General features: G+C 33.0%; 14 protein-coding genes. 5 read left to right on the top strand and 9 right to left on the bottom strand.

Annotated features, from left to right (window positions below; genetic code table 11):
* From IJ258_RS06675 to IJ258_RS06655, 5 genes are all read right to left on the bottom strand, one after another.
* Positions 1 to 738: right-handed parallel beta-helix repeat-containing protein (locus IJ258_RS06675; RefSeq protein ID WP_292804744.1), on the bottom strand; the 738-nt coding region annotated here is incomplete at its 3' end.
* Positions 739 to 988: 250 nt separating this feature from the next.
* The gene (locus IJ258_RS06670) at positions 989 to 1,267 is read right to left on the bottom strand and encodes a hypothetical protein (RefSeq protein ID WP_292804741.1); all 279 of its coding nucleotides are present in this window, start codon (positions 1,265 to 1,267) and stop codon (positions 989 to 991) included.
* A 27-nt stretch (positions 1,268 to 1,294) separates the two neighbouring features.
* The gene (locus tag IJ258_RS06665) at positions 1,295 to 1,477 is read right to left on the bottom strand and encodes a hypothetical protein (protein ID WP_292804739.1); all 183 of its coding nucleotides are present in this window, start codon (positions 1,475 to 1,477) and stop codon (positions 1,295 to 1,297) included.
* A 6-nt stretch (positions 1,478 to 1,483) separates the two neighbouring features.
* Positions 1,484 to 2,884 (bottom strand): AAA family ATPase, encoded by a 1,401-nt coding sequence (locus tag IJ258_RS06660; protein ID WP_292804737.1) that lies wholly within the window; start codon positions 2,882 to 2,884, stop codon positions 1,484 to 1,486.
* 239 nt (positions 2,885 to 3,123) lie between these two features.
* Positions 3,124 to 8,394 carry an Ig-like domain repeat protein gene (locus tag IJ258_RS06655; protein ID WP_292804734.1) on the bottom strand — a complete coding sequence of 1,757 codons (5,271 nt, stop codon included), beginning with the start codon at positions 8,392 to 8,394 and terminating at the stop codon, positions 3,124 to 3,126.
* 242 nt (positions 8,395 to 8,636) lie between these two features.
* Between IJ258_RS06655 and IJ258_RS06650 the strand changes: the two genes are divergently transcribed.
* Complete coding sequence (locus tag IJ258_RS06650; protein ID WP_292804731.1) at positions 8,637 to 13,400, top strand: hypothetical protein; 4,764 nt, start codon at positions 8,637 to 8,639, stop codon at positions 13,398 to 13,400.
* A gap of 527 nt (positions 13,401 to 13,927) precedes the next feature.
* On the opposite strand, the gene IJ258_RS06645 is transcribed toward IJ258_RS06650, so the two are convergent.
* A complete protein-coding gene (locus tag IJ258_RS06645) occupies positions 13,928 to 14,320 on the bottom strand; it encodes a nuclear transport factor 2 family protein (RefSeq protein WP_292804728.1) in 393 nt (130 codons plus the stop codon).
* 74 nt (positions 14,321 to 14,394) lie between these two features.
* Between IJ258_RS06645 and IJ258_RS06640 the strand changes: the two genes are divergently transcribed.
* Together IJ258_RS06640 and leuS are read left to right on the top strand one after the other, a co-directional pair.
* Positions 14,395 to 15,174, top strand: a complete 780-nt coding sequence (locus IJ258_RS06640) for an NAD+ synthase (protein WP_394355654.1) — start codon at positions 14,395 to 14,397, stop codon at positions 15,172 to 15,174.
* A gap of 10 nt (positions 15,175 to 15,184) precedes the next feature.
* A complete protein-coding gene (gene leuS / locus IJ258_RS06635; RefSeq protein WP_292804725.1) occupies positions 15,185 to 18,040 on the top strand; it encodes a leucine--tRNA ligase in 2,856 nt (951 codons plus the stop codon).
* A gap of 104 nt (positions 18,041 to 18,144) precedes the next feature.
* Here leuS and IJ258_RS06630 read toward each other — a convergent pair whose 3' ends face one another.
* Positions 18,145 to 18,876, bottom strand: a complete 732-nt coding sequence (locus tag IJ258_RS06630) for a tRNA (adenine-N1)-methyltransferase (RefSeq protein WP_292804722.1) — start codon at positions 18,874 to 18,876, stop codon at positions 18,145 to 18,147.
* Positions 18,873 to 19,832 carry a zinc metalloprotease HtpX gene (locus tag IJ258_RS06625; protein WP_292804719.1) on the bottom strand — a complete coding sequence of 320 codons (960 nt, stop codon included), beginning with the start codon at positions 19,830 to 19,832 and terminating at the stop codon, positions 18,873 to 18,875. Before IJ258_RS06625 ends, IJ258_RS06630 begins: the two co-directional genes overlap by 4 nt.
* Positions 19,833 to 19,980: 148 nt before the next feature.
* Here IJ258_RS06625 and IJ258_RS06620 point away from each other — a divergent pair, with 148 nt between their 5' ends.
* Together IJ258_RS06620 and IJ258_RS06615 are read left to right on the top strand one after the other, a co-directional pair.
* Complete coding sequence (locus tag IJ258_RS06620; protein ID WP_292804716.1) at positions 19,981 to 20,928, top strand: replication factor C small subunit; 948 nt, start codon at positions 19,981 to 19,983, stop codon at positions 20,926 to 20,928.
* A 10-nt stretch (positions 20,929 to 20,938) separates the two neighbouring features.
* A complete protein-coding gene (locus IJ258_RS06615) occupies positions 20,939 to 22,438 on the top strand; it encodes a replication factor C large subunit (RefSeq protein ID WP_292804713.1) in 1,500 nt (499 codons plus the stop codon).
* On the opposite strand, the gene IJ258_RS06610 is transcribed toward IJ258_RS06615, so the two are convergent.
* On the bottom strand, positions 22,435 to 23,118 hold the full coding sequence (locus IJ258_RS06610; protein WP_292804711.1) for an ATPase: 684 nt from the start codon (positions 23,116 to 23,118) through the stop codon (positions 22,435 to 22,437). The genes IJ258_RS06615 and IJ258_RS06610 overlap by 4 nt on opposite strands.
* Positions 23,119 to 23,121 lie beyond the last annotated feature (3 nt).

Raw genomic sequence — 23,121 nt, 5'->3', positions numbered from 1 at the left:
AGAGTCCAGGTCTGCAGTGGTACCCCTGAACGCAACCGTGTGCAAAGGCAAATTGGCATTAATCGTATTGTTTTCAAGTACTGCATTTGGAGAATATTCCATCCTTATACCATAGACACGTCCTTCAGCACGGTTATCACCAGTGATGTTGACTGTAGTGTTGATTATTTTCAGGTTATTGATTAGTGAGTATCTGGTTCCCTGTGAATAGATTCCGTAGGCGCTGGTGTCACGTGTAGCGTTAAATTCAATGTTCACATTGCTTATTGTAGTGCCGCTTGCCTTCCAAAGGTCAATGGCCGCATAATCATTATCCTCATCGCTTTCAGTCAAACAGAGTGTCAGATTGTTCAATGTAACGCCGGTAGACTCAATGCTGAAAAAGGTGTTTTTCAATGTATGATTGTTGCCGTTTATTGTCACATTGTTTGCCCTGATTGTCAATATGCCAAGATCCTCCATATCCTCGGATATGAACAGGTTAGCATATGAGTAAGTGGACTTCAAGGTCCCCCTTACAAAATAATCATCGACGTTATCGCTTGTGATATTGAACACCAAATCCGGTGAGTCGGGTTCGGCTGAAAGCGTTTGAACTTCACTTTTAACGTTCAATTCGGTAGAATTCGCTGAAACAGAATCTGTAGTATTGTCTTCAGCCTGAACTGCACCCACCATGACAATCATAATCAATAATGACAACAACAGTATCCTAATAGGTTTTCTTATCTTTCTCACCTCCCACACATCTACATTATAAAACTATTTTAATAAAAATTAAAATACATTTAACAGTATGTTTAAAGTAAAATATATATTTTATTAAAATATGGTTTAATTCCCTTTTTAAGGCAAATCCCAACTGAAAATATTTAAATAAACTATCAATTAAATAGAGTATTGATTTAAAACCTGTGAAATAAATTAAAAAGAAAATAAAATAAATGATTTGAAAAATAAAAAACTGATTTTTGAAAAGGCAAATGGATTATAAGCACAACTTATCAAAAGAAACACCGCAATCAAAACGATCAATAACAATATTATGCATTTTCAAATTTGAGATTCTAACAACCGGCGATTTCTTTTTCATAACACCCTTATAAATATCCTCATACTTGCCGACAAAACAACACCTGAAATGCACAATTTCAAATTCAGAGCCTTTAAGAATATCTGCAATATGATTGCTTGTATGTTCCATTTTTCTTTTTATCACTTCCGGATTGCGCTTTCCTTTAGACAATTCACAAACAACAATTGTCAATTCATTGCCATTGGATGAAATAATAATTCAATCTGCAGAGTTTTTCAGATGCTTGGTCAAACATTTTTCAATCTCATCCCCGTCCAAAATAACATTATCCTGAGAAACATTGCTTATTTTACAATTATTCTCCTTACAGTTATTTGTAAAAATCTTATCAATCTTACAGCTCTTGTTTGAGTAGTATCTTTGAAGAAACTTCCTTATCACAATAAATCACCTCTTCATTGAATCAATGATGTCTACAGATTCATCATATAATTCATCAGTGATTTTAGAGAAATTCTCATCAACAAAACCTGTTTCATTAACATCAACCAAATCCGCTTCAAACAGATAATCAGATTCCTTTTTAAAGTTATATATTCTAATGTCTTCATGGTCAAGGACGTGTTTAGTGGAATAATTCAACTGATTTAATTTATCCTCATCGACCCCACCCAGTCTGATGAAATTATTAAACTGCTCCAGAATATAATCACTATGAGTATTCAATATTATATTCAATCCACGGTTGATTAATTCCACCAAATATTTAACAAGAATTCTTTGATTTTTTGGATGAAGATGATTTTCTGGCTCTTCAATGATTACAGTATCATTTTCTCTTGACAAATCAGACAAATATTTTATAAAAGGAGCCAATTCCTTTATTGATGATGAAACAGAATTGAAATCAAATTCCACATTGTTTTGAGTGTCAATGAATTTTATACCCTCATCAACATCCTTAAAGTCAAGAATGCCACCAAAAATTTCCACACTCATTTTAACAGCAATACTTTTAAAAAATCCTTCGCCAGAAGACTTATTATTCAAAAGCAATGACATCAATTCCTTATCTATTTTAGATGCCTTGAAATCACCATTAATCTGTTTAGATAAATTATCATTTAAATCATTAGATATTGCATAGCTTGAAGCAGGAATATAATAAGAATTACTTATCAAATTATAAATTAAAACCTCCGATATGATTCCATAAATAATTGAAGGAATATACTCATTTTTAATGGTATTCAAATGCAATGCAATAGGATTCAAAGTAATCACAACATTACCATTTTTTCTTGAAACACCCAATATCAAATTCTCATTTTCAATTTTAATCTCCCCAATTGCATCAAGCAAACCATCCACTACCAAATGATTATTTTCATTTCTAAAATGAATGCCATTAAATTCCAAATTAAACGAATCATTCAAAACCACATTATTAAGATTATCCAGGGAACTGTCAAAATTACTTTTCAGCTTATTTTCAACTGATTCTGTGTAAAATCTACCGACACCTAATTCAAGCAACCTGTTAAATTTATCACTCGGAAATTCAAAAGACATTTCAGAAAAATCAAAATCAGACCCCAAATAATTTATAAAATTCTCATTAAACTCATTGAAAAGGTCGCCATCCCCATCAAGCAAGTACTCCAAAGATTTGACTGAATTAAGTTGAGAATCAATATTCCGATTAAATGGATTTAGCAACGAATGCATTAAAAGAGTAGCATAAGACTTACCCGAAGCATTAGGTCCGACAAAGATGGTCAAAGGAGCAATGCTAAAATCTGCACTTTTGATTGGACCGAAATTTTTAATCTTCAAATCATTAACCATACCATCACCTCCAATCATTCATGTAAAAAAATATTTCACTGAATTACAATTTATAACTTATTGTTTAAATAATTTCGCTTGCAAATGAAATCAATTTTACAAGTTCAGACAACTTTTGCTTAAAAGATAGTATAATAAATTTATTAATCAAATAATTAAAAAATAGAACAAAATAATGCCCGAAATAAAATATAAATTAATATAAAAAAATAAAAAAAGAAAATAGATGAGTTATTCATCTATTTTTTAACTTTAATTTTAACTTTTTTACTGCTTGCCTTATAGTTCTTGTTTCCTTTGAACTTAATAACAGCCTTATAGGTACCTTTTTTCTTCAAGTTCTTAATCTTAAAGGTAGCCTTACCTTTATTGTTGGTGGTTGCCTTATAGGTTTTGCCCTTAACTTTCAAAGTAACCTTAACCTTCTTAAGGAGTGTCTTGCCAGATTTTAAAGTTATAGTATATTTCTTAACTTTAACTTTAGCCTTGAAAGTTTTCTTTTTAGCAACAATCTTGGTAGCCTTTTTAGTAACCTTAGTAGTTGGTTTGACCGGTTCTTTGATGTTTAAAGTAGTGTTTTGGGTGATTGGAGCATACTTGCCATCACCTGAGTATGAAACACTAATTGTGTGATCACCGGCAGCCAAATCAGCAACAGTAATGCTTGCAGCACCATCTTTTAACTCAGCAGTCTTGACAATCTTACCATTGTCAATATTGACTGTGAAAGTACCTGTAGCATCTTTTTCTAATTTGATGCTGAAGGTAGGTGATTTTGTGTTTGCTGGTACATTAGTACTGATTGCTTTATCAGCAGGAACTTCAACACCTTTAACGGTAGCAGTAGTGTTTGCACTGTCTGCATAGAAAGTTTCATCTTCAGTGAAAGTGGCATTGATGAAGTATTCACCTGCAGTTAAGTTAGTAAATGTAGCATTACCTTTACCTTCAACTACATCAACAGGTTTTGTGGTATTGCCTATTTTAACAAAGACTTCCCCATTGAAATCCTTATTAGCATTAACCATAACAACCAAAGGTTCACCATAAGTGATTGCATCAGCAGTAATTTTTAAGTTAACATCAAACTTGCCTACAAAGAAGTAAGTGTTGTTTTTAGTTGCATTATACTTATCATTACCTGCAAAGCTTACAGTAATGTTTTGAGGTCCATAAGGAGCATTGGTAATATTAAATACTAAACTACCATTAACAACCTGTTTAACTACAGGGTCAAGATTATTAATAGTTACATTAACATCCTCATTAATGTCCTTGTTCATGGTAACTGTAATAGTGACATTTTCATTAAGAACGGGGGTTGAATGAGTAATATTTAAAGTAGGATTGTTTTTCACAACTTTAAATTCAGCAGCACCCTCATGTTGATCTTTTATATTACTGATAGTAACTTTTTTGTAGTTTGCATCACCAGGATAAGTATACCAAATCCAATACTCATCTACAGGAATAGTTTCATTAAATACTATGGTTAAAACAGTGCTATTAATTTGAATATTTTGTTTTGCATTAACTGCATGGCCAGAGGTATTACGTGCAATACCAATAATTTCAAATTCTCCAGTAATATCTTCTGGCAAAGTAATTGTAACTACAACAGGATTACCAACGCCAATAACTGGATTAACTTCTACCTTAATATCTGGAGTAGCTTGATTAACAGTGAAAGTTTTGGAATCAGATGCTGCACCATAATTATTGTTACCTGAATAACTTACACTGAGAGTGTGACTTCCATAAGACAATTTTTGGTTGAATGTAGCATTAGCAAAACCATTAGTAACTGTAGCATTTACAGAATCAATAACAGTGCTGCCTTTTAAAAGAGTGAAAGTTACGTTTTCACCATTGATGTCCTCTTTTAAAGTAGCATTAACATATACTGCAGTAGCTCCGTAGATAATAGAATCTGTTGCATTAATTGTTAATTCCGGAGATTCTACAACAAGAATGTCAACAGGAGTTACCTCATCCAATACAACATTACTACATTGGATTGAAACTGGAATTTTGCCAGTTTTTGTTGGAGTATAAGTTAATTTATAAAGTCCAGTAGTTTTATCAAAACTAGTAGGAGCTACAGGTTCACCATCATCAACAATGAATTTAAATGCAGAAGAATGAATATGATTATTATTATCATCCAATAACTCAATAAAAATATCACTTTGTGTATTTAATGTTACTTGATTAGTTAAAACATTAAATGATACTTCAGAAACAATTTTTCCTCCAGAAATAGCAATAGAATTATTATTATTAAAAGTATTATTTTCTAAATAAATATTTGATCCACCATTAAATATAAAACTACTACTATCAGATTTTTTTCCAGTGAAATTTTCAACAATACAATTTAATAAATTTATGTCATTACAGTTGTTGTTCGCAGTTGAAATTAAACTATTACAGGTACAATTAATAAATTTACAATTTTTAAAAGTAATATTTGAGGTTCCATCAAAAATTTTAAAAATAATCCCTTTATTGTCTATGTTTTCAAAGGTACAATTATTAATCATAACATTTTTACAATTATATGATCCCATAAGATTATCAGACGAAAGTGGTACATCTGAAGTAAATTTTAGATTTTCCATGATGAAATTCTCACCACGCCAAAACCTTACTGTTTCGGTAGCAGCACTTTGTTTAACAAATTTTATAATCACTACATCGTTTCCATTAGGCCTAACAGTAATATTATTTTTATTATCTACACCAATCTCTTCATAATCCTCATCATACAATACCTCCCCACCAATCCTAAAAGATTTTATAGTATAAACTCCTTCATTAAGATAAAATACGGTGTTTTCTTTAGGATAAGTAGTATACTTATCTTTCCCGGGAACTAAATTCTCTTTAAGAATTTCATTACTTCCCATACCTAATAATTGATTTTTAAGAGAAATTTCTCCATTACGAGCATATACTCCATTCTGATTTAGGGAATATAAACTACTTGAAGACTCAGATACCGCATAAATTGTATCATCGGTCCCAATATAAACAATACCCTCATCAATTATTGGCGCTCCATGTATTGGTGAAGAAGCATTGAATGCCCATATTACTTCATTTTTCCAAGTTCCATCTTTAAATATGTTAATAACCCAAAATATTCCTGCATCATCACCAATATATAAATAACCATCACTACCAATAGTTAATGCAGAAGAAACAGGATTTACTTGAATGCTACGAACAATATTGCCTGAACTAATTGTTACACGATAAATAAATCCATTTGCTGAAACGGTGTACAAAATAGTATTTGCACTATTAATTGCTAAAGTAGTGCCAACAACATCTGATTCATTAACTGTGATATTTTTAACAACACTACCACTAGAATCTACACCACAAATGTGATTGTCACTAGTTAAAACATATATAATGTCTCCACCAACAACAGGTTTACCAACTGTATTAGTTAAAACAATACTGGAAGTATTTGTTGATAAATCTACACACATTAAACCATTTATAGTATTAACCCAGAGATAACCATTACGAACAATAGGTTGAGAAATCAAAGCACTAGAAGCATTATTAATTTCCAAAATACTTCCAACATAAGAATAAACATTATTCTCATACTTAATAACAGCTATCCAAGAATTATTATTCACACCATAAGGATATTCACTACTTACATAAATTGTATTTCCATCAATTGCAGGAGCATAATAACTAGAAGCCTGATATATATTACTAGCAGGTTGGATTTCACTACCAGTAACTGCATCAAACATGTAGAATTTATCCCATGCACAAGGAGCAACAAGAACACCATTATGTAAACCTAACTCATGGAAATAACCCCATTCAGATGAAACATTCCATAATAAATCACCATTAGTAATATTTAAACAATAAATCGCCTGACCATTAGGAACATATATTCTTTCACCACTAACAAGAGGAGTACCACCTAAAGCACCACTTAAACTAGCATTCCACAATTGAACACCATTAAAACTATCCGGAACAATAATGGTACCAGAAGACCCATTGGTATCGTTAGTTGTATTTTCTTCACCAGGAGTTACGTATTCACTAATATCATGGAAAACATTATTATTTCCAGGATTATGATTTAAATATTGAGTGTTATAAGCATATATTGATCCTGAAGCATTATTTACGCCCCAGAATTCATTATAATCATAATTTAAAAATGCTTTATTAGTTTTTTTAGCAGTGTAATAATATGCAATATCATTACCTTCACTACCTGTGTTGTTTACAAAATTTGAATAATTGACATTTAAAGTACCTGCACCACTAGCATAAATTGCACCGCCTCTGGCACTAGCATGATTGCATGTGAAATTACAACTATTCACATTAGCAGTGGCAGTACCCAAGGAAATTGCACCACCAGTACCACTAGATGCAACATTATCATTGAATCTTGAATTTTCAACACTAATAGTGCCTGCACCAAAGGAAATTGCACCTCCACTGCCAGAAGCAATATTACTATCAAATTCACAATTTTCAATAGTAACATAAGGTCTGCTCATATAGTAACTTGCAGCAATAGCCCCACCATTGGACCCGTGTGCCTCATTACCTGTGAAGTTAGAATCAATTACAGTCAAATAACTGTAAGAATATAATGCTCCACCGTTCCATCCTGCAATGTTATTTTTAAAGTTTGAACGGACAATAGTGGTATTAGCATTATAATGAGTATGTATTGCTCCAGCCCACCAAGCCGCTTCATTATTTTCAAATACAGAATCATAGACAATTAATTGACCACAGTTATTAATTGCACCAGGTTCAACGCTTGCATAATTGTCTTTAAAAGTTGTGCCTCTAACAGTCATATGGACCGCATTTACGCTTCCTGAATTGTAATTACTTACAGTACCATAACTTGTTGTACATTTTTCAAAAGTACAATTTGTAATGTTACAGTTACCTAAACTTAAATATAAAACTGCTTGGTGGTCACCATTTGCTGTAATGTTTTCAAAAGTACAGTTTTCAACTATATAATTACCATTTCCGTTAAATTGCATGAAGATGTTTCCACCACAATTTTGGAATTTAATGTTTTTCAAAGTTACAGTTACAGCACTAGTTGTATAAAAAGGAATGTTGCTGTAACTTGCAATATGATTTGAATCACTTCCACCAATATAATTGCCAGAAGATCCAATAACAGTTACACTACGAGTGAATTGTATTTGATTACCTGGTGCAAAACTTGAGTTAATATAAACAATATCCTTACTATTAACTGCACCAGATAATCCTGACCAACTATCAACAGTTGCAGAAGTTGGATCTGATAACAAATCACTCTCTTCAACAGCCAGATTATCATCCAATGATTCATCCACAGAAAGTACATCATCTGCATCATTAGATGACAAATCACTTATATCATCAATGTCTTCTGCAGAAACACAAGTGATTCCTACAAGAAACATGATGAAAACTAAAGAAATTAATATTTTATGACACTTCATATTATTTCTCCTTTATTCTCAAATATCAAAATCTAATGCAAAATAACCCCTTTTACATCAAACAATTAATTTTATCATTAGAAAAAAATTATCAAACCCCATAACCTTAATCAAATATAGTTGATAATTATTCTAATGAAATATTATTTATAGTAAAAAATATATAAAGTTATCCTAACTAAATATAAAACATATTGTAATTAAATATGTATCTGCAGAAAACATGATGGAGAAAAATAAAAATGAAATTGAAAAAATACATATTAATCATTCTAATTTTACTAATGTTGGCAACAATGACAAGTATACATGCAACAGAAAATAACACAAATATAAATGATATAAATGAAAACTTAACATCAATTAATGAAGATCAAAGTATCCTAGAAACACCACAAAACAACACAGAAACACCTCTCAAGATAAATGAAAATCAAGACCCCCCCTTAAGCTATTTGGACTATTCAAACGGGGCAGTATACAATACTCAATTAACATTAACAGTTAAAAATTCTTCATCATCAAGCACTACACAAAATGTTACAATTAACCTCCATTTAGACTGGGATTTATACATGTCTCAAAGCCATTATAACAAATGCCAAATACAAATTTATGAAAACAGTACAATAATTAAAACAATCAAGATTTCCGACCAGAATCTAGAATATATCGAAAATGCCCATCAAACATTAGATACTTCATTCGCTTACACAGTAAAAGATAAAACAGAATTACAGGCAACATTGCTTCAGATAAACTCCAATACATTAAGTTTTGAAGAACAAAAAAACATAAACCTGAACACTTTGAAAAACAATACAATACTCATCAACAATATTAATTACTCTAACGAAAATTGGACCAATCAATTGAAATACTTGAAAAAAGCAATAAATGATGCACCAACAAATAGTATAATCCATTTAAACAACATTACTTTCTTAAATGATGAAAATATAACGATTACTATTGATAAAAATATTACAATAATTGGTGAAAACTGTGTTATCAATGGAATGGAACATGGAACAATATTTAAAATAAACCCACAAGCAAAGGTTGCATTAATAAACCTCACTTTCACCAATATCCTCACTGATTACATAATAAAGAATCATGGAAACCTTAAAATAACAAATAACAATTTCAACAATAATATTGGAAGAATAATAATCAACAACGGAGAATTACAAGTTGAAAACACAATAATCAAAAACACTACAAAAACATGCAATAGCTTCACATTCAACATTGAAGATATTCCTGAAAATGGATTAATCTACAATACCAAAACATTAATATTGAAAAATACAACACTGAAAAACATTGAATTACACCAAATAACTACTAACAATAAAAATATAACATGGGATGGAGTAATTGTTAATAAAAACAAAATAATCATCAATTCCTCTAAATTCATAAATATAAACTTTAGAACAATATATAATGATGGAATTTGTGAAATAAATAATGCTCAATTAGAAAACATAACAGTATCCAACATACTATCCTACAAAACACAGTATATCCAAAGATTAGATAATAGTTTCACATCCATTTCCTATGAAAAAACAAGCAGATCTTTTGAAGGAGGAGCAATATACAATACCAATAACTTAACAATAACCAACACATCATTCAAAAATATTCAAGGCAGAAATGGCGGAGCAATATATAACACCAATGAATGTAGAATAAATGGCACAACATTCCATACAATAACTGGAAACAATGGAGGAGCAATATACAACACCAAACAAACCACCATAATCAACACATTTTTCAAAAGCATCACTGGAAATGACGGAGGAGCAATATACAATACCAACAACTTAACAATAACCAACACAACATTCCATACAATAACCGGAAGCAACGGAGGAACAATATACAATATAAACCAACTAAGTATTGAAAATTCAATATTCAATAACAGCCAATCAAAAGGAACAATCAGTGAAATGAAAAAGGGAGGTTCAATTTATACCACCGGAAAATGCAACATAAACAATTCCACAATAACAGAATCAAAAATCGTTACAGGTTATGGTGGAGGAATATGTAATGAAGGAACACTAATCATGAATAATACAATAATAAGCAAATGCAGTTCCACATCAGGATTCGCTCAGGGAGCAGGTACTGGAATACATAATAGTGGAATAATGACAATAAACAATAGTCAAATTATAAACAACACACCACACTACCCAATACATATAACAAAATATGTAGAACAACCCACTGGAGAGGTATTCACCTACATTACAAATGTGTATGCCGGAGTGATATCAAATAGTGAAACTGGAAAAGCTACAATCACAAAAACAATAATCAAAGACAATAAAATAACTCCCGGAAGTAATGGTAATTGGAAGGTATATTATGGAACTATTAAAAATAATGGGAACATGGAACTATCGGGATGTATCTTTGACAATAACACACCTGTGTGGAATGAACATTATGGAGGAGAGGGATCATTTAACATATACAATAATGGAAAGATAACTGTAATGTACAGTTATCTATTAAACACAGAAATTTATATTGGCTTTGATACTGCAAGCGGAAGACATTCCCCTCAAAGTTTCTTATTTAATATCGGAACATCAACAATAAACTATAATTTTTACTGCTTAAATCCAAGCAGCATCATAAAAAACGCTGAAACAAATTACTATTTCATTCCCTCATTTGAATATGAATACTGCCCAATCAAACTCAACGAAAACAAAAACATTACACTAACACTCGCTCTAACCAATGGAGTTGATAAAATTGAATTTAATGACTGGAACAAACTCTTAACACCAGGATTGAACGCAACAATAACAACAATCAACGAAAACGGAGAATATGTCAATATTACCCTCCTTTTAAAAGACAAATACACATTCAACTTCAACTACACACATATCAAAGCAATATACACAATATATGCAAACATCCTAAACCATAAAAACACTGCAATAGTTGATATAGGAAAAGAATACCCAGAAATGACCGTTACCTACAACAATATCACATACAATGACGGGAATAACATCACCTTCCATGTGAAAATAACTGGAAACACAACACCGACAGGAAACATAACATTAACATATAACAACAAAAAAGTCACACTAAACCTAACGGATGGTGAGTGCAACTACACAATAAATGAAACATTAAAACCGGCAAATTATACCATGAGAATAGACTACAACGGTGATGATGACTATTTTAGAGTTATAAATCAATATTATCCGTTTACTGTTCATAAGATTCCAACAAACATTACAATAACTGCTAAAGAAATCAAAGTTGATCAGAAGGGTGAGATAACAATAACAGTAGCACCGGATACTGCAATGTTAAAGGGATATTTATACTTAACTAAAGGAGATAAAGTTCGTAAATTCCTTGCAGACACTCAAGGATCAAGAACACTTAATCCTAAAAACTTTGAGGAAGGAATATGGAATGCTACCGTAATATTTGAAGAGGACGAATACTACCTCGGCGGAAGTGCAAGCACACTCTTCATCGTAAGCAGATACACAACAAACATTACTCTGTCAAGCAGAGATGTCAAGGAAGGTGAAGCCACAGCCACAGTAAACATCACCATCACTCCAGGTGATGTTAGAGGCGAAGCGATACTTGAAATCAATGGAGTCAATCAGACAATATTTATAAACAAAACCATTACACCGATTACAATTACAGACTTAAAAGAGGGAACATATCAAGTTAACATCTACTACTTGGGTGATAATAAATATCTTCCGTCCAATGCCACAACCACATTCAGCGTGGCAAGAATAACTTCAAAGTTAAACGTGGAGATAACATTCAATGAAAACCTGACCGGAATCATCCATATCCAAACCAACTACAGAAACTGCACCGGAGAAGTGGGAATATACATTAACAACGACCTGACAATATTGAACCTCACAGAGGGCGAAATCACCACCTCTGTCAAGTTCAAAAGAGGAACTAACTACATATACATCCACTACAACGGTGACAACTATTATTCAATAAGCAACTGGAGTGCCACAAAATTCCTAGACGGTAAACCACAGATGACACTTGAGACAACAACACTACTGTCAAATCAGGAAGGATATATCAGAATAATCCTAAAAGACATTGGAGAAAATCCTTACGAATACACTGACATCACATTGGAGTTCAACAACCAGACAATAACTTTAAAAACCGATGAAAACGGAACCATATACTATCCGGTAAAGGTGAGTGCAGGAACATACACCGCAAAAGCGACATACAACACTACAACAGTCACTAAAACACTGACTGTGAAAGTTCCTGTAAAAATCACTGTACAAATTCCAAACGTCAGCCAGGACGATGACCTGATGGTTTATGCAACATTGACCAGTGATGAAAAAATCAACGATAACGTCATACTTGAAATAAACGGCCAATACTACAAGGTCATAATAACCGATGGTGTGGGATCAAGAAACCTCGGCGAGTTTAAAACCGGCCAATACACATTCAATGCAATTTATCCAGGAACACAACTTTTAACATACGCAAACACCACCGGAACATTCAACGTTGCAAAAAACAACTACAAGATAACCGGAAACACTAACATAGTGCAGTACTATGGAGCCACCAAATACTACAAAATAAGACTCACCAACAACAACCAACCAGTAAAAGGAGAAATCATAAACATAAAAATCAACAAAAACACAGTACAGGTAAAAACCGACAGCCAGGGTTATGCAACACTAAAACTCAGTCTTAAAGCAGGCAAATACACTATCACATCAACCTATAAAAACATAAAGGTTTCAAACAAGATCACAGTAAAACCAACATTAATAACAAAAAACAAGAAAATCAAAAAGGGAAAAACACTAACATACACTGCAAAGCTTTTAAACAAAAACGGAAAGAAACTCAAAAACAAGAAAATAACATTTAAAATCAACGGAAAAAAATACAAGGCTAAAACCAATAAAAAGGAATAGCTAAAATCAAAGTCAAAAACCTTAAAAAAGGAAAATACAAAATCAAAACAAGTTATGGCAAACAGAAAAACACCAATACCATAACAGTCAAATAAACTACTTTAAATCCATCACCATCAATTAAATTTTTTTTATAACCTCGATTTTATTAATATCCCTCTTCAAAAAATGTTTAATTAATGAAATCGAAAATCAGGTAGAATGTTTACGTTAACACTGAAAATATTTTCCATTAAGAAATTGGTTATGAAAACCTCTATTGATTAATGAAAACATAAGAAACATAAGAATCATAAAATTTTTTTATGTTCTTTATGTTTTTATGAATATCCAAACTTGTTGAAAACAAAAAGCAAAATTTTATAATTGGTGATGACAATACATTATTCTATAAATTGTCCACGGAAAAGTGGTAAGTAATCGAAAATCCTATTTCTTACTTTTAGTTACTAAAACTATTAATGTTTTATACTATTTAAAGTTAGTTATTAATGAAATTATATTTTAGATAAATATTCATAAAACAGTTAATTATCCCAATTACCGAAATACCATATTCCATCTATTTTTCTAAAACTTGCAACAGTATTCAATGTCCATTTGCCATGAAGTCCATAAACACGAGCAGTCAATGTGACATCTGCAATTAATGTGGCTGAAGAATCATCATCATGAAGAATAGTAGGCTCTTCAATCACTGATTTGAAATAATTAAGTGTTCCATCCATCACCTCAGAGATGAATTCCTCTTTGGATTGTGTTTTTCCTGACATATGAACCAATTCATAATCATCCATAAGAATTTCATTTAACTTTTCATCATCCTTTAAAATCAAAGCCTTTTGAAACTCGATAAATCTATCCAATATTTCCTTATCAGCATTACTAAATGATTTTTCACAAATAACTTCTACACTCATACTATACTATTATAAATTAAAAAGTATATATTATTTAATGTATGAATGAATAGGTTGGTGATAATATTAGTAATATTCCAGAATTGAATTTAGAAAAAACTAAAAATGACATTGTGAACTTTATCCAAGCAAAAGTCGCTGAAGCCAATACTAATGGAGTTATTGTTGGTTTAAGTGGAGGAATTGACTCTACTCTTGCAGCATACCTTGCATGTGAAGCATTAGGTAAGGATAAGGTATTCGGAATCATTATGCCATCCACTACTACACCAACAGAAGACAAGCTTCATGGAATTACAATAGCACAGGGATTAGGTATTGATTATAAAGAAATAGCTATTGACAGCATTTTAAATGAATATTTGTCAATGACACAGCTTGAAGAATCAGAACTTGCTATTGGAAACCTTAAAGCCAGAATCAGAATGTCCATCATTTATTATTATGCAAATGCCAACAATTACCTTGTAAGTGGAACAGGTAATAAAAGTGAAATTCTAATTGGTTACTTTACCAAATACGGTGATGGAGCATGTGATATTGAACCTATTGGAGATTTATACAAAAATGATGTTTACAAATTGGCTGAATATTTAAATGTTCCACAGGAAATCATTGAAAAACCTCCAAGAGCAGGTTTATGGAACAATCAAACTGATGAAGAAGAAATTGGAATGAGTTACGATTTAATTGATCAAATTCTATATTCATATACTGAAAAAGATATGAAAAATGCTGAAATTGCTCAAAAATTAAATATTCCAATAGATGATGTTGATATGATTATTACAAAAGTTATCAGGAGCGAACATAAAAGCAAAGTTCCTGAAAGTCCTAAAAAAACAATAATTTAATGGTGATTTAGTGAGCGAAAATATTGAAAAGAAATGGCAGAAAAAATGGGCTGATGCAAAACTATTCGAATCAAACCCTGATGAGCGAGAAAAATTATTCTTAACCGTGGCTTTCCCATATCCAAGTGGAGCAATGCATATTGGTCACGGCCGTACATATACTGTGCCTGATGTTTATGCAAGATTTAAAAGAATGGAAGGTTACAATGTATTATTCCCAATGGCATGGCACGTTACAGGTGCACCAGTTATTGGAATAGCTGACAGAATCCAAAGAAAAGACCCTTGGACACTTGACTTATACCACAGAGTTCACGGTGTTCCAAAAGAAACATTACCAAAACTTGAAGACCCTGAATTTATCGTAAAGTACTTCTCAACAGAATATCATGAAGTTATGGAAGAAATGGGTTATTCAATCGACTGGAGAAGGGAATTTAGAACAATCGATCCAACCTATAAAAAATTCATAGAATGGCAAATAACCACATTATATGAAAAAGGATTGGTTCAAAAAGGAGAACACCCAGTTAAATACTGTCCAAACTGTGACAACCCTGTTGGAGACCATGACTTGCTTGAAGGGGAAGGCGTAGGTGTCAATGAACTTACATTACTTAAATTCACAATTGATGATAAAGTTCTAGTAACTGCAACACTCAGACCTGAGACTATTGTAGGTGCAACCAACATCTGGTTAAATCCTGATGTCGAATATGTTTTGGTAGATGCTGATGGTGAAAAATGGGTCATTACAAAAGAAGCTCACTACAACTTATCCAATCAAATCAAAGACTTGAATATAATTGAAGAAATCGATCCTAATGATTTAATCGGTAAAATGGCTACAAACCCATTTACAGGCGATGAAATTCCAGTTTTCCCAGCAAGCTTTGTAAGTGCATCATACGGTAGCGGAGTAGTATTTTCAGAACCTGCTGATGCACCGGCAGACTATATTGCTCTTCAAGATTTAAAGAAAAATGAAGAATTAATCAGCAAATACAATTTAGCAGGCATTGTTGAAAATGTTGAACCTATTCCTGTCTGTACACTTAAAGGATACGGTGAAATTCCAGCTGCCGATATTATTGAACGCTTAGGAATCACTGACCAGAACGATGAAAAATTGCATGAAGCTACAAATGAATTATACAAACAGCAACACAGTAAAGGTAAAATCATTGATTCCATACCTGATTTTGGTGGCATGAAAGTTCGCTTTGCTCGTGAAGAGTTAAAAGAGAAATTAATATCCGAAAATATGGCTACAATCATGTATGACTTTGCTGAAAGACCAGTAGTGTGCAGATGCGGTAACAATTGTGTGGTAAAAATCATGGACGACCAATGGTTCATGAAATACGGTGATGAAGAGTGGACTGAAAAGACTCTTGAGGTGCTTGAAGGTGAAACAGTCATTCCAAAAGAAATAAAAAACAATTTCGAGTATTACCTTAACTGGTTGGATGACTGGGCATGTTCAAGAAAAGTGGGACTTGGAACAAGACTTCCTTGGGACGACCAATGGTTAATTGAACCTTTAACAGACTCAACAATCTACATGTCATACTATTCAATTGCTAAATACTTACGTGACATGAATCCGGATGATTTAACAAGAGCATTTTTCGATAAAGTTCTTTTAAATAAAGATTCCGGCGAAATTACAGTTCCTGCTGAAAAGGTTAAAGAAATTCAGGATGAGTTCAACTACTGGTATCCATTAGATTGGAGATTGTCTGCAAAGGATTTAGTAGGAAACCACTTAAGCTTTTTAATGTTCCACCACAGTGCAATTTATCCTAAAGACAAATGGCCAAGAGGAACAGTCGTATTTGGTATGGGGCTTTTAGAAGGAAACAAAATGTCTTCCTCAAAAGGTAATGTCATTTTACTTAAAGATGCTATCAGAGACTACACTGCTGATGTTGTAAGACTTTTCTTAATGGCTTCTGCTGAACCATGGCAAGACTTTGACTGGAGAGAAAAAGAGGTTCTTGGAACCAAAAGAAGACTTGAATGGTTCCGTGAATTTGCAGCAAGAGTTGAAGAAATAAAAGGTTCCAAACTCGACTTAAGCAACATCGAAGAAGTTGAATTGACCCGTACTATTGACTTATGGATGATTAGTCAACTCAACCAACGTATTAAAAATGCAACTGAAGCATTAGAAGTGTTCCAAACAAGACAAGCATTACAGGATTCTCTATTCTTGCTTAAGAAAGATGTTGACCACTACTTATACCGTGTAAAACACATTATTGATAATGAAGACCCTGCAGTAATCTATGTATTGTCAACTGTTCTTGAAGCATGGATCAGGCTTTTAGCACCATTCACTCCACACACATCTGAAGAGTTATGGAGCACATATGGCGGTGAAGGATTTGTAAGTGAAGCATCATGGCCTGAAGCTGATGAAAGTTTAATCAGTCCGGTTATTGAAAAATCAGAAGGACTTGTTGAAAACATCATCAAAGATATTGCCCACATCAAGAAAATGGTTGGAGAAGAAGTGGAAAAAATCCATATCTACCTTGCCCCTGAATGGAAATGGGAGTTATATAAAATAGCTGACGAAGTTGGAAAACCAGATATCGGCCAGATTATGGGAAGAGCAATCGGTGCTAAAATCTACGATGATAAAAAGGAAATAGCAATGGTTGCTAAAAAAATCGGTAAGGAAATAACCAAAACTAGATACATCGGTAAAATCAACGAAGAAGAAATCCTTTCTGATGCACTTGACTACATCAAGGAAGAATGTGGCAATGAAGTTATCATCCATACTGATGATTCCTACGACCCACAAAACAAGGCGAGAAATGCAATGCCTTATAAACCAGCTATTTTTATGGAATAGGTATTCTATTCCATTATTTTACTTTTTTTGCCTAGATTATAGATATTGTTTTAAATAATAATAAAAATAGTAAATAATTATAGCTAAAATTAATTAAATATAAGCTATAATTTTCTTGCAAACATAAGATATCCGCTATGGCCAACCATACGTGTTTTTGGCCTTACACCCTGTTGGCGAACTTCCAAACCACGTTCTAAAGTTTCAAATATTTCTATATCATAAAAACCTAATTTTTTAGCTACATGATAAGATGTTTCAGCCTGATCGATATATGGAGCATAGACACATAACCATCCTCCAACATTCAACGCATCTAAAACATCCTCAAATATCTCAAATGGTTTCGGTAAATCCAAAAATACCAAATCAATGTTATCTTCATCAATTCCATCCTTAATATTCTGGTTTTTGACATGAATATTTGTGATTCCGAAGTTTTCAATGTTCTTTTGAGCAACTTCTGCAAAGTCTTCACGGATTTCATATGTAAACACATCACCATCCGGTCCGACAATGTTGCCGAAATTAAGTGCAATTGCACCTGCACCAGTTCCTGCATCAACCACTCTTGAACCTGCTCCCAAACCAGAATGAGCTAAAACCTGCCCTATATCTTTTTGAATAAGAATAGAACATCTTCTGTCCATAATGTCTATGAAATCATTGATGTTGGGTTTCATAATTTTAAATGTATGGTCAAGGTGACTTTTTACCTCATCACCAATTTGTGCTTCATCCAAAACCTCAGCTTTTATAATTCCAAGATCACTTTGAAATTCCTCACCTGGTTTTAAAACATACTTTTTTCCACGCTTATCAAGAATCATTTTCATGGTTCTAGCTCCGCCAATCTTTTTACTCTTTTAAGTGAATCAGGGTGAGTGGATAAAAGTTCCATCAATCCATTCTTTTTAGAAATTTTTACATCTGAATTAGCCAACCTTCTTAACTCATCATCAGTGATTTTACCGTTGCCATCAAAGTCAATTTGTCTGAAATCATTGATATCATTTTGTGCATTGTTGATGTCATTTACAAAAAATGCTCTGTTGGTATTTAAATCAGATATGGTATCATTATCACATCTTGCAGCACCATAAGACAATTTGTAAAGTGCTGATACCAAAGCGGCAGGACGATTTCCAAATTCCACACTGGCTTCATCTGCATAATATTCACGAGTTCTTGAAATAAACAGTACCAATAGCTGACCAATCAGATAGAATAGGTAACCGACTATTCCAATAATAATTGTTGCACCATTATCACGGTCACCTGAAAACATGAATGATAATGCAATGTAGTAGCAAATCATAGGAATTACACTTACAGCTGAAGTCACTATCATATCATTATGTTTGATATGACCCATTTCATGACCGATAACAGCCCTTAGCTCATCACGGTCAAGCAATCCCAATATTGGACGGGTGATTGCAATATGGCCGCTTCTGCTGGATCTTCCATAGGCAAATGCATTTGGAATGTTTACTTCAGACAATCCTATTTCTGGCTTTTTAATGCCTGCTTCATTAGCCAATTCCTCAACCATCTGATGTATGTGAGGTGCTTCAGCTTCTGACAGTGGCCTTACATTCATTGAACGTTTTACCAATGACGGTCCAAACCAATACTGTAAAAATACAATCACTAAACTTGCAAATAACCAAATCATGTAGCTTCTGACACCTAAGTACCATCCTGCCAGCATGACTAGGAAATAAACAATTGTAAACATTAAAATTGAAGTTATCCACATTCTTAATTTAAGTTTCCAAGTTCCTCTCATTTTTAACACCTTAATTTTTTTGAAAACATTACTTTCCAAACGCTCACTTTAATTATATAATAGTTAGATTTCATATATTTAAAAAGTTAATCAAAAAATAATTTAACCACATTATACATAAATATTATCATAATAAAATGGTGATTAAATGAGCGGACCATGGGTAGAAAAATATAGACCACAAAAATTAGAAGACATTGTAGGACAAAAGCAAATCGTAGCAAGACTAGAAAAATATGTTGGCGAAGGAAGTATGCCTAACCTGATGTTTACAGGTCCCGCAGGTGTCGGTAAAACCACCACAGCCTTAGCACTAGCAAAATCCATTCTTGGAGAATACTGGAGAAACAATTTTTTAGAATTAAATGCATCTGATGCAAGAGGAATTGACACAGTAAGAAATCAGATTAAAAGTTTCTGTAGATTAAAACCGGTTGGTGCACCATTCAGAATTATTTTCCTGGATGAAGTGGACAACATGACAAAAGACGCACAGCATGCACTTCGTCGTGAAATGGAAATGTATACCAAAACCGCTTCATTTATACTTTCATGTAACTACTCATCAAAAATCATTGACCCTATTCAATCAAGATGTGCAATTTTCAGATTCGCTCCACTAAAAGCAGAAGAAATCAAGGAACGTCTCCAATTCATTTGCGAAAATGAAGGATTTGAATCAACCGATAAAGGTCTTGAAAGCATAGTTTATTTTGCTGAAGGAGATATGAGAAAAGCAGTCAATGTATTGCAGGCTGCCGCTTCAGAAGGAGAAGCGATAAGTGAAGATTCTGTTTATGAAGTAGTATCTAAAGCTAAACCGCAAGACATTGGAAATATGATTAATAAAGCACTTATGGGAGACTTTTTAGGTGCAAGAAACATGCTCAGAGACACAATGGTGCTTCAGGGAACCAGTGGCGAAGATATGGTAGAGCAGATTTATAAGGACGTTTCCAAAAGAGTTATAGATGGCAAAATGGACGCAAACATTTACATGGATTTAATTGAAGCAATAGCTGAATGTGATTTCAGAATAAGAGAAGGAGCCAATCCAAGAATACAGCTTGAGGCACTACTGACCCAATTCTTATAAAGGTAGAGAAATGTTATGGACTGACAAATACCGACCGCAGGAACTATCACAGGTGGTAGGTAATAAAAAAGAGATTAAGATAATCACAGACTGGGTTGATGCATGGAAAAACAATGACCCGCAAATTCCATTGCTTCTAGTTGGACCTCCCGGAATCGGAAAAACCACATTGGCATTAATTATAGCAAAAGAGTTTTCAGAATATATTGAATTAAATGCAAGTGACAGACGTTCACAGGATGTTATCAAAAGCACAATCGGCGAGTCATCATCATCCAGATCATTATTCGGTGATGAATACAAGTTAATCATCCTTGATGAAGTCGATGGAATACACGGAACAAACGACAGAGGCGGTGTAAAGGCAATTGGTGAGATAATCAAAAAATCACAGCATCCTATGATTTTAATAGCCAATGATTTTTACTCAAAACGTTTGCAATCAATCAAGCCAAAATGCCAAGTAATTAAAATGAAAAAATCTCGTTGGAACTCCATTTCAGCACTTTTAAGAAAAATAGCTAAAGCAGAAGGTGTTGAAGCAGAACCGGCAGCGTTAAAGGAAATTGCCGTAAAATCACAGGGAGATGTGAGATCAGCAATCAATACACTTCAGGCATTGTCAGATTCAGACCACACATTAAAGGTCAGCGATGTTGAAAATATCGTGACAAAAGATACAAGGTCAGATATTTTCAATGCAATTACAGGCGTGCTTAAAAGTAAAACTCCGGCACATGTTAAGGAAGCAATGTGGATTGAAGAAGACCCAACACTTGTTATGGAATATATTGCAGAAAACATTCCAAGAGAGTACAAGAAAGCTGATGAGATAAAAAAAGCATATGACTACATTTCAAAAGCGGACTTGTTTTTTGGAAGAACCAATAGAAGCCGCCACTATGGATACTGGAAGTATGCAACCGATTTTATGGGAATAGGTGTGAGCAATTCCAAACATGAAACATATAAGAAATTCACTAAAATCCAAACCCCAACAATATTTACAACTATGAGCCGCAACCGTGGAAAACGTAATTTACGTGACAAAATTACTGAAAAAATGTTTGAAAAAATGCATGTTTCAAGTGGAGTAGCCGTTTCAATGTTTCCATATCTTGAAATAATGTTTCAGGATGACGAGCTTGCATGGGAAATTTCCGACTTTTTAGGTTTTTTTGACGAACAAGATGAAAAAGAAACTGAAAAGCTAATCAAAGTATTCAGAAAGAAAAAAATACCTAAGAAAGTTATAACAAAAATGGAAAAACGTAAAGCTCAAATGAGAGTTGAAGAACGTGACAGACGTGCGGAAGAGCTTAAAAATCAGATGATTAATGTCATTCCTGAAGCCGAAGAAAATACAGATAATGATTTACCGTTTGAAATTCCAGGAATTGAAGAATCTGAAAGCGAGGAAATAGCTGAAGAGGAAGTTCCTGAAGAAGTTGAAGAAGAAAAAGTTGAAAAGAAAGAAACAACTAAACAAACAACACTTTTCAGCTTTTAATTTTTATTTTTTGTAGCAATATATTCTGAAGCACTTAAGACATTCTCCTTATACTGAGGGGCAACATCATCTAAAAACTCACTAAATGAATTTGCCAATTCATTTTTATTTTGCTTTTCAATTATCTCTTGATTATCCATTTTTAAAAATGAATTAATCCAATCGAGTGAAACATTGATTAATGGATAAATCTCATTTTCATCCTGGTTGTAGTTTAAACCTTCACCATTAAAGATTCCTTCAAAAATATTGTTAACTTGGTCATCTAGAATTATCGGATTGACTTTCAAATCATATTCTCCCTCATAAACAAGCTCGACCCCATATTTTCTGGTATAGGGTTCCAATAATAGCTCTATGATAAAATTATCCTCAGGCATCAGTATTCTTGAATTTGGCTTTATCTCAAGGGAGAGCACCTTTGATGATTTAGCACATATTTTCTGAAACAATTTGTTCCTGACAACTTCAATTTCACCATATTGCTTGTTAAAGGTGGCTTCACGAGTCCTTGAAAACTTTGAAAACCTCAAATTGTTAATATAAATCTTTTTTGGAGTATAAGATATGAATCTGGTATCTACACCAATTATTTTCAGGTATTTCAATACATCCTTTTTTGATGAGCTGAATTTATCTTCCTCACTTGCCAGTCCAGAAATATCAAACATAAAATCCATATT

It is taken from the genome of Methanobrevibacter sp. (assembly GCF_017468685.1).
GTDB lineage: Archaea > Methanobacteriota > Methanobacteria > Methanobacteriales > Methanobacteriaceae > Methanocatella.
The sequence above is the reverse complement of the archived record's forward strand: the minus strand, read 5'-3'. Positions and strand labels throughout refer to the sequence as shown.

Excerpts from the sequence above, each read along its gene's own strand:
- IJ258_RS06660 (WP_292804737.1), bottom strand. The coding sequence starts at position 2,884 with ATGGTTAATGATTTGAAGATTAAAAATTTCGGTCCAATCAAAAGTGCA.
- IJ258_RS06655 (WP_292804734.1), bottom strand. The coding sequence starts at position 8,394 with ATGAAGTGTCATAAAATATTAATTTCTTTAGTTTTCATCATGTTTCTT.
- IJ258_RS06650 (WP_292804731.1), top strand. The coding sequence starts at position 8,637 with ATGAAATTGAAAAAATACATATTAATCATTCTAATTTTACTAATGTTG.
- IJ258_RS06645 (WP_292804728.1), bottom strand. The coding sequence starts at position 14,320 with ATGAGTGTAGAAGTTATTTGTGAAAAATCATTTAGTAATGCTGATAAG.
- IJ258_RS06630 (WP_292804722.1), bottom strand. The coding sequence starts at position 18,876 with ATGAAAATGATTCTTGATAAGCGTGGAAAAAAGTATGTTTTAAAACCA.
- IJ258_RS06625 (WP_292804719.1), bottom strand. The coding sequence starts at position 19,832 with ATGAGAGGAACTTGGAAACTTAAATTAAGAATGTGGATAACTTCAATT.
- IJ258_RS06620 (WP_292804716.1), top strand. The coding sequence starts at position 19,981 with ATGAGCGGACCATGGGTAGAAAAATATAGACCACAAAAATTAGAAGAC.
- IJ258_RS06615 (WP_292804713.1), top strand. The coding sequence starts at position 20,939 with ATGTTATGGACTGACAAATACCGACCGCAGGAACTATCACAGGTGGTA.
- IJ258_RS06610 (WP_292804711.1), bottom strand. The coding sequence starts at position 23,118 with ATGGATTTTATGTTTGATATTTCTGGACTGGCAAGTGAGGAAGATAAA.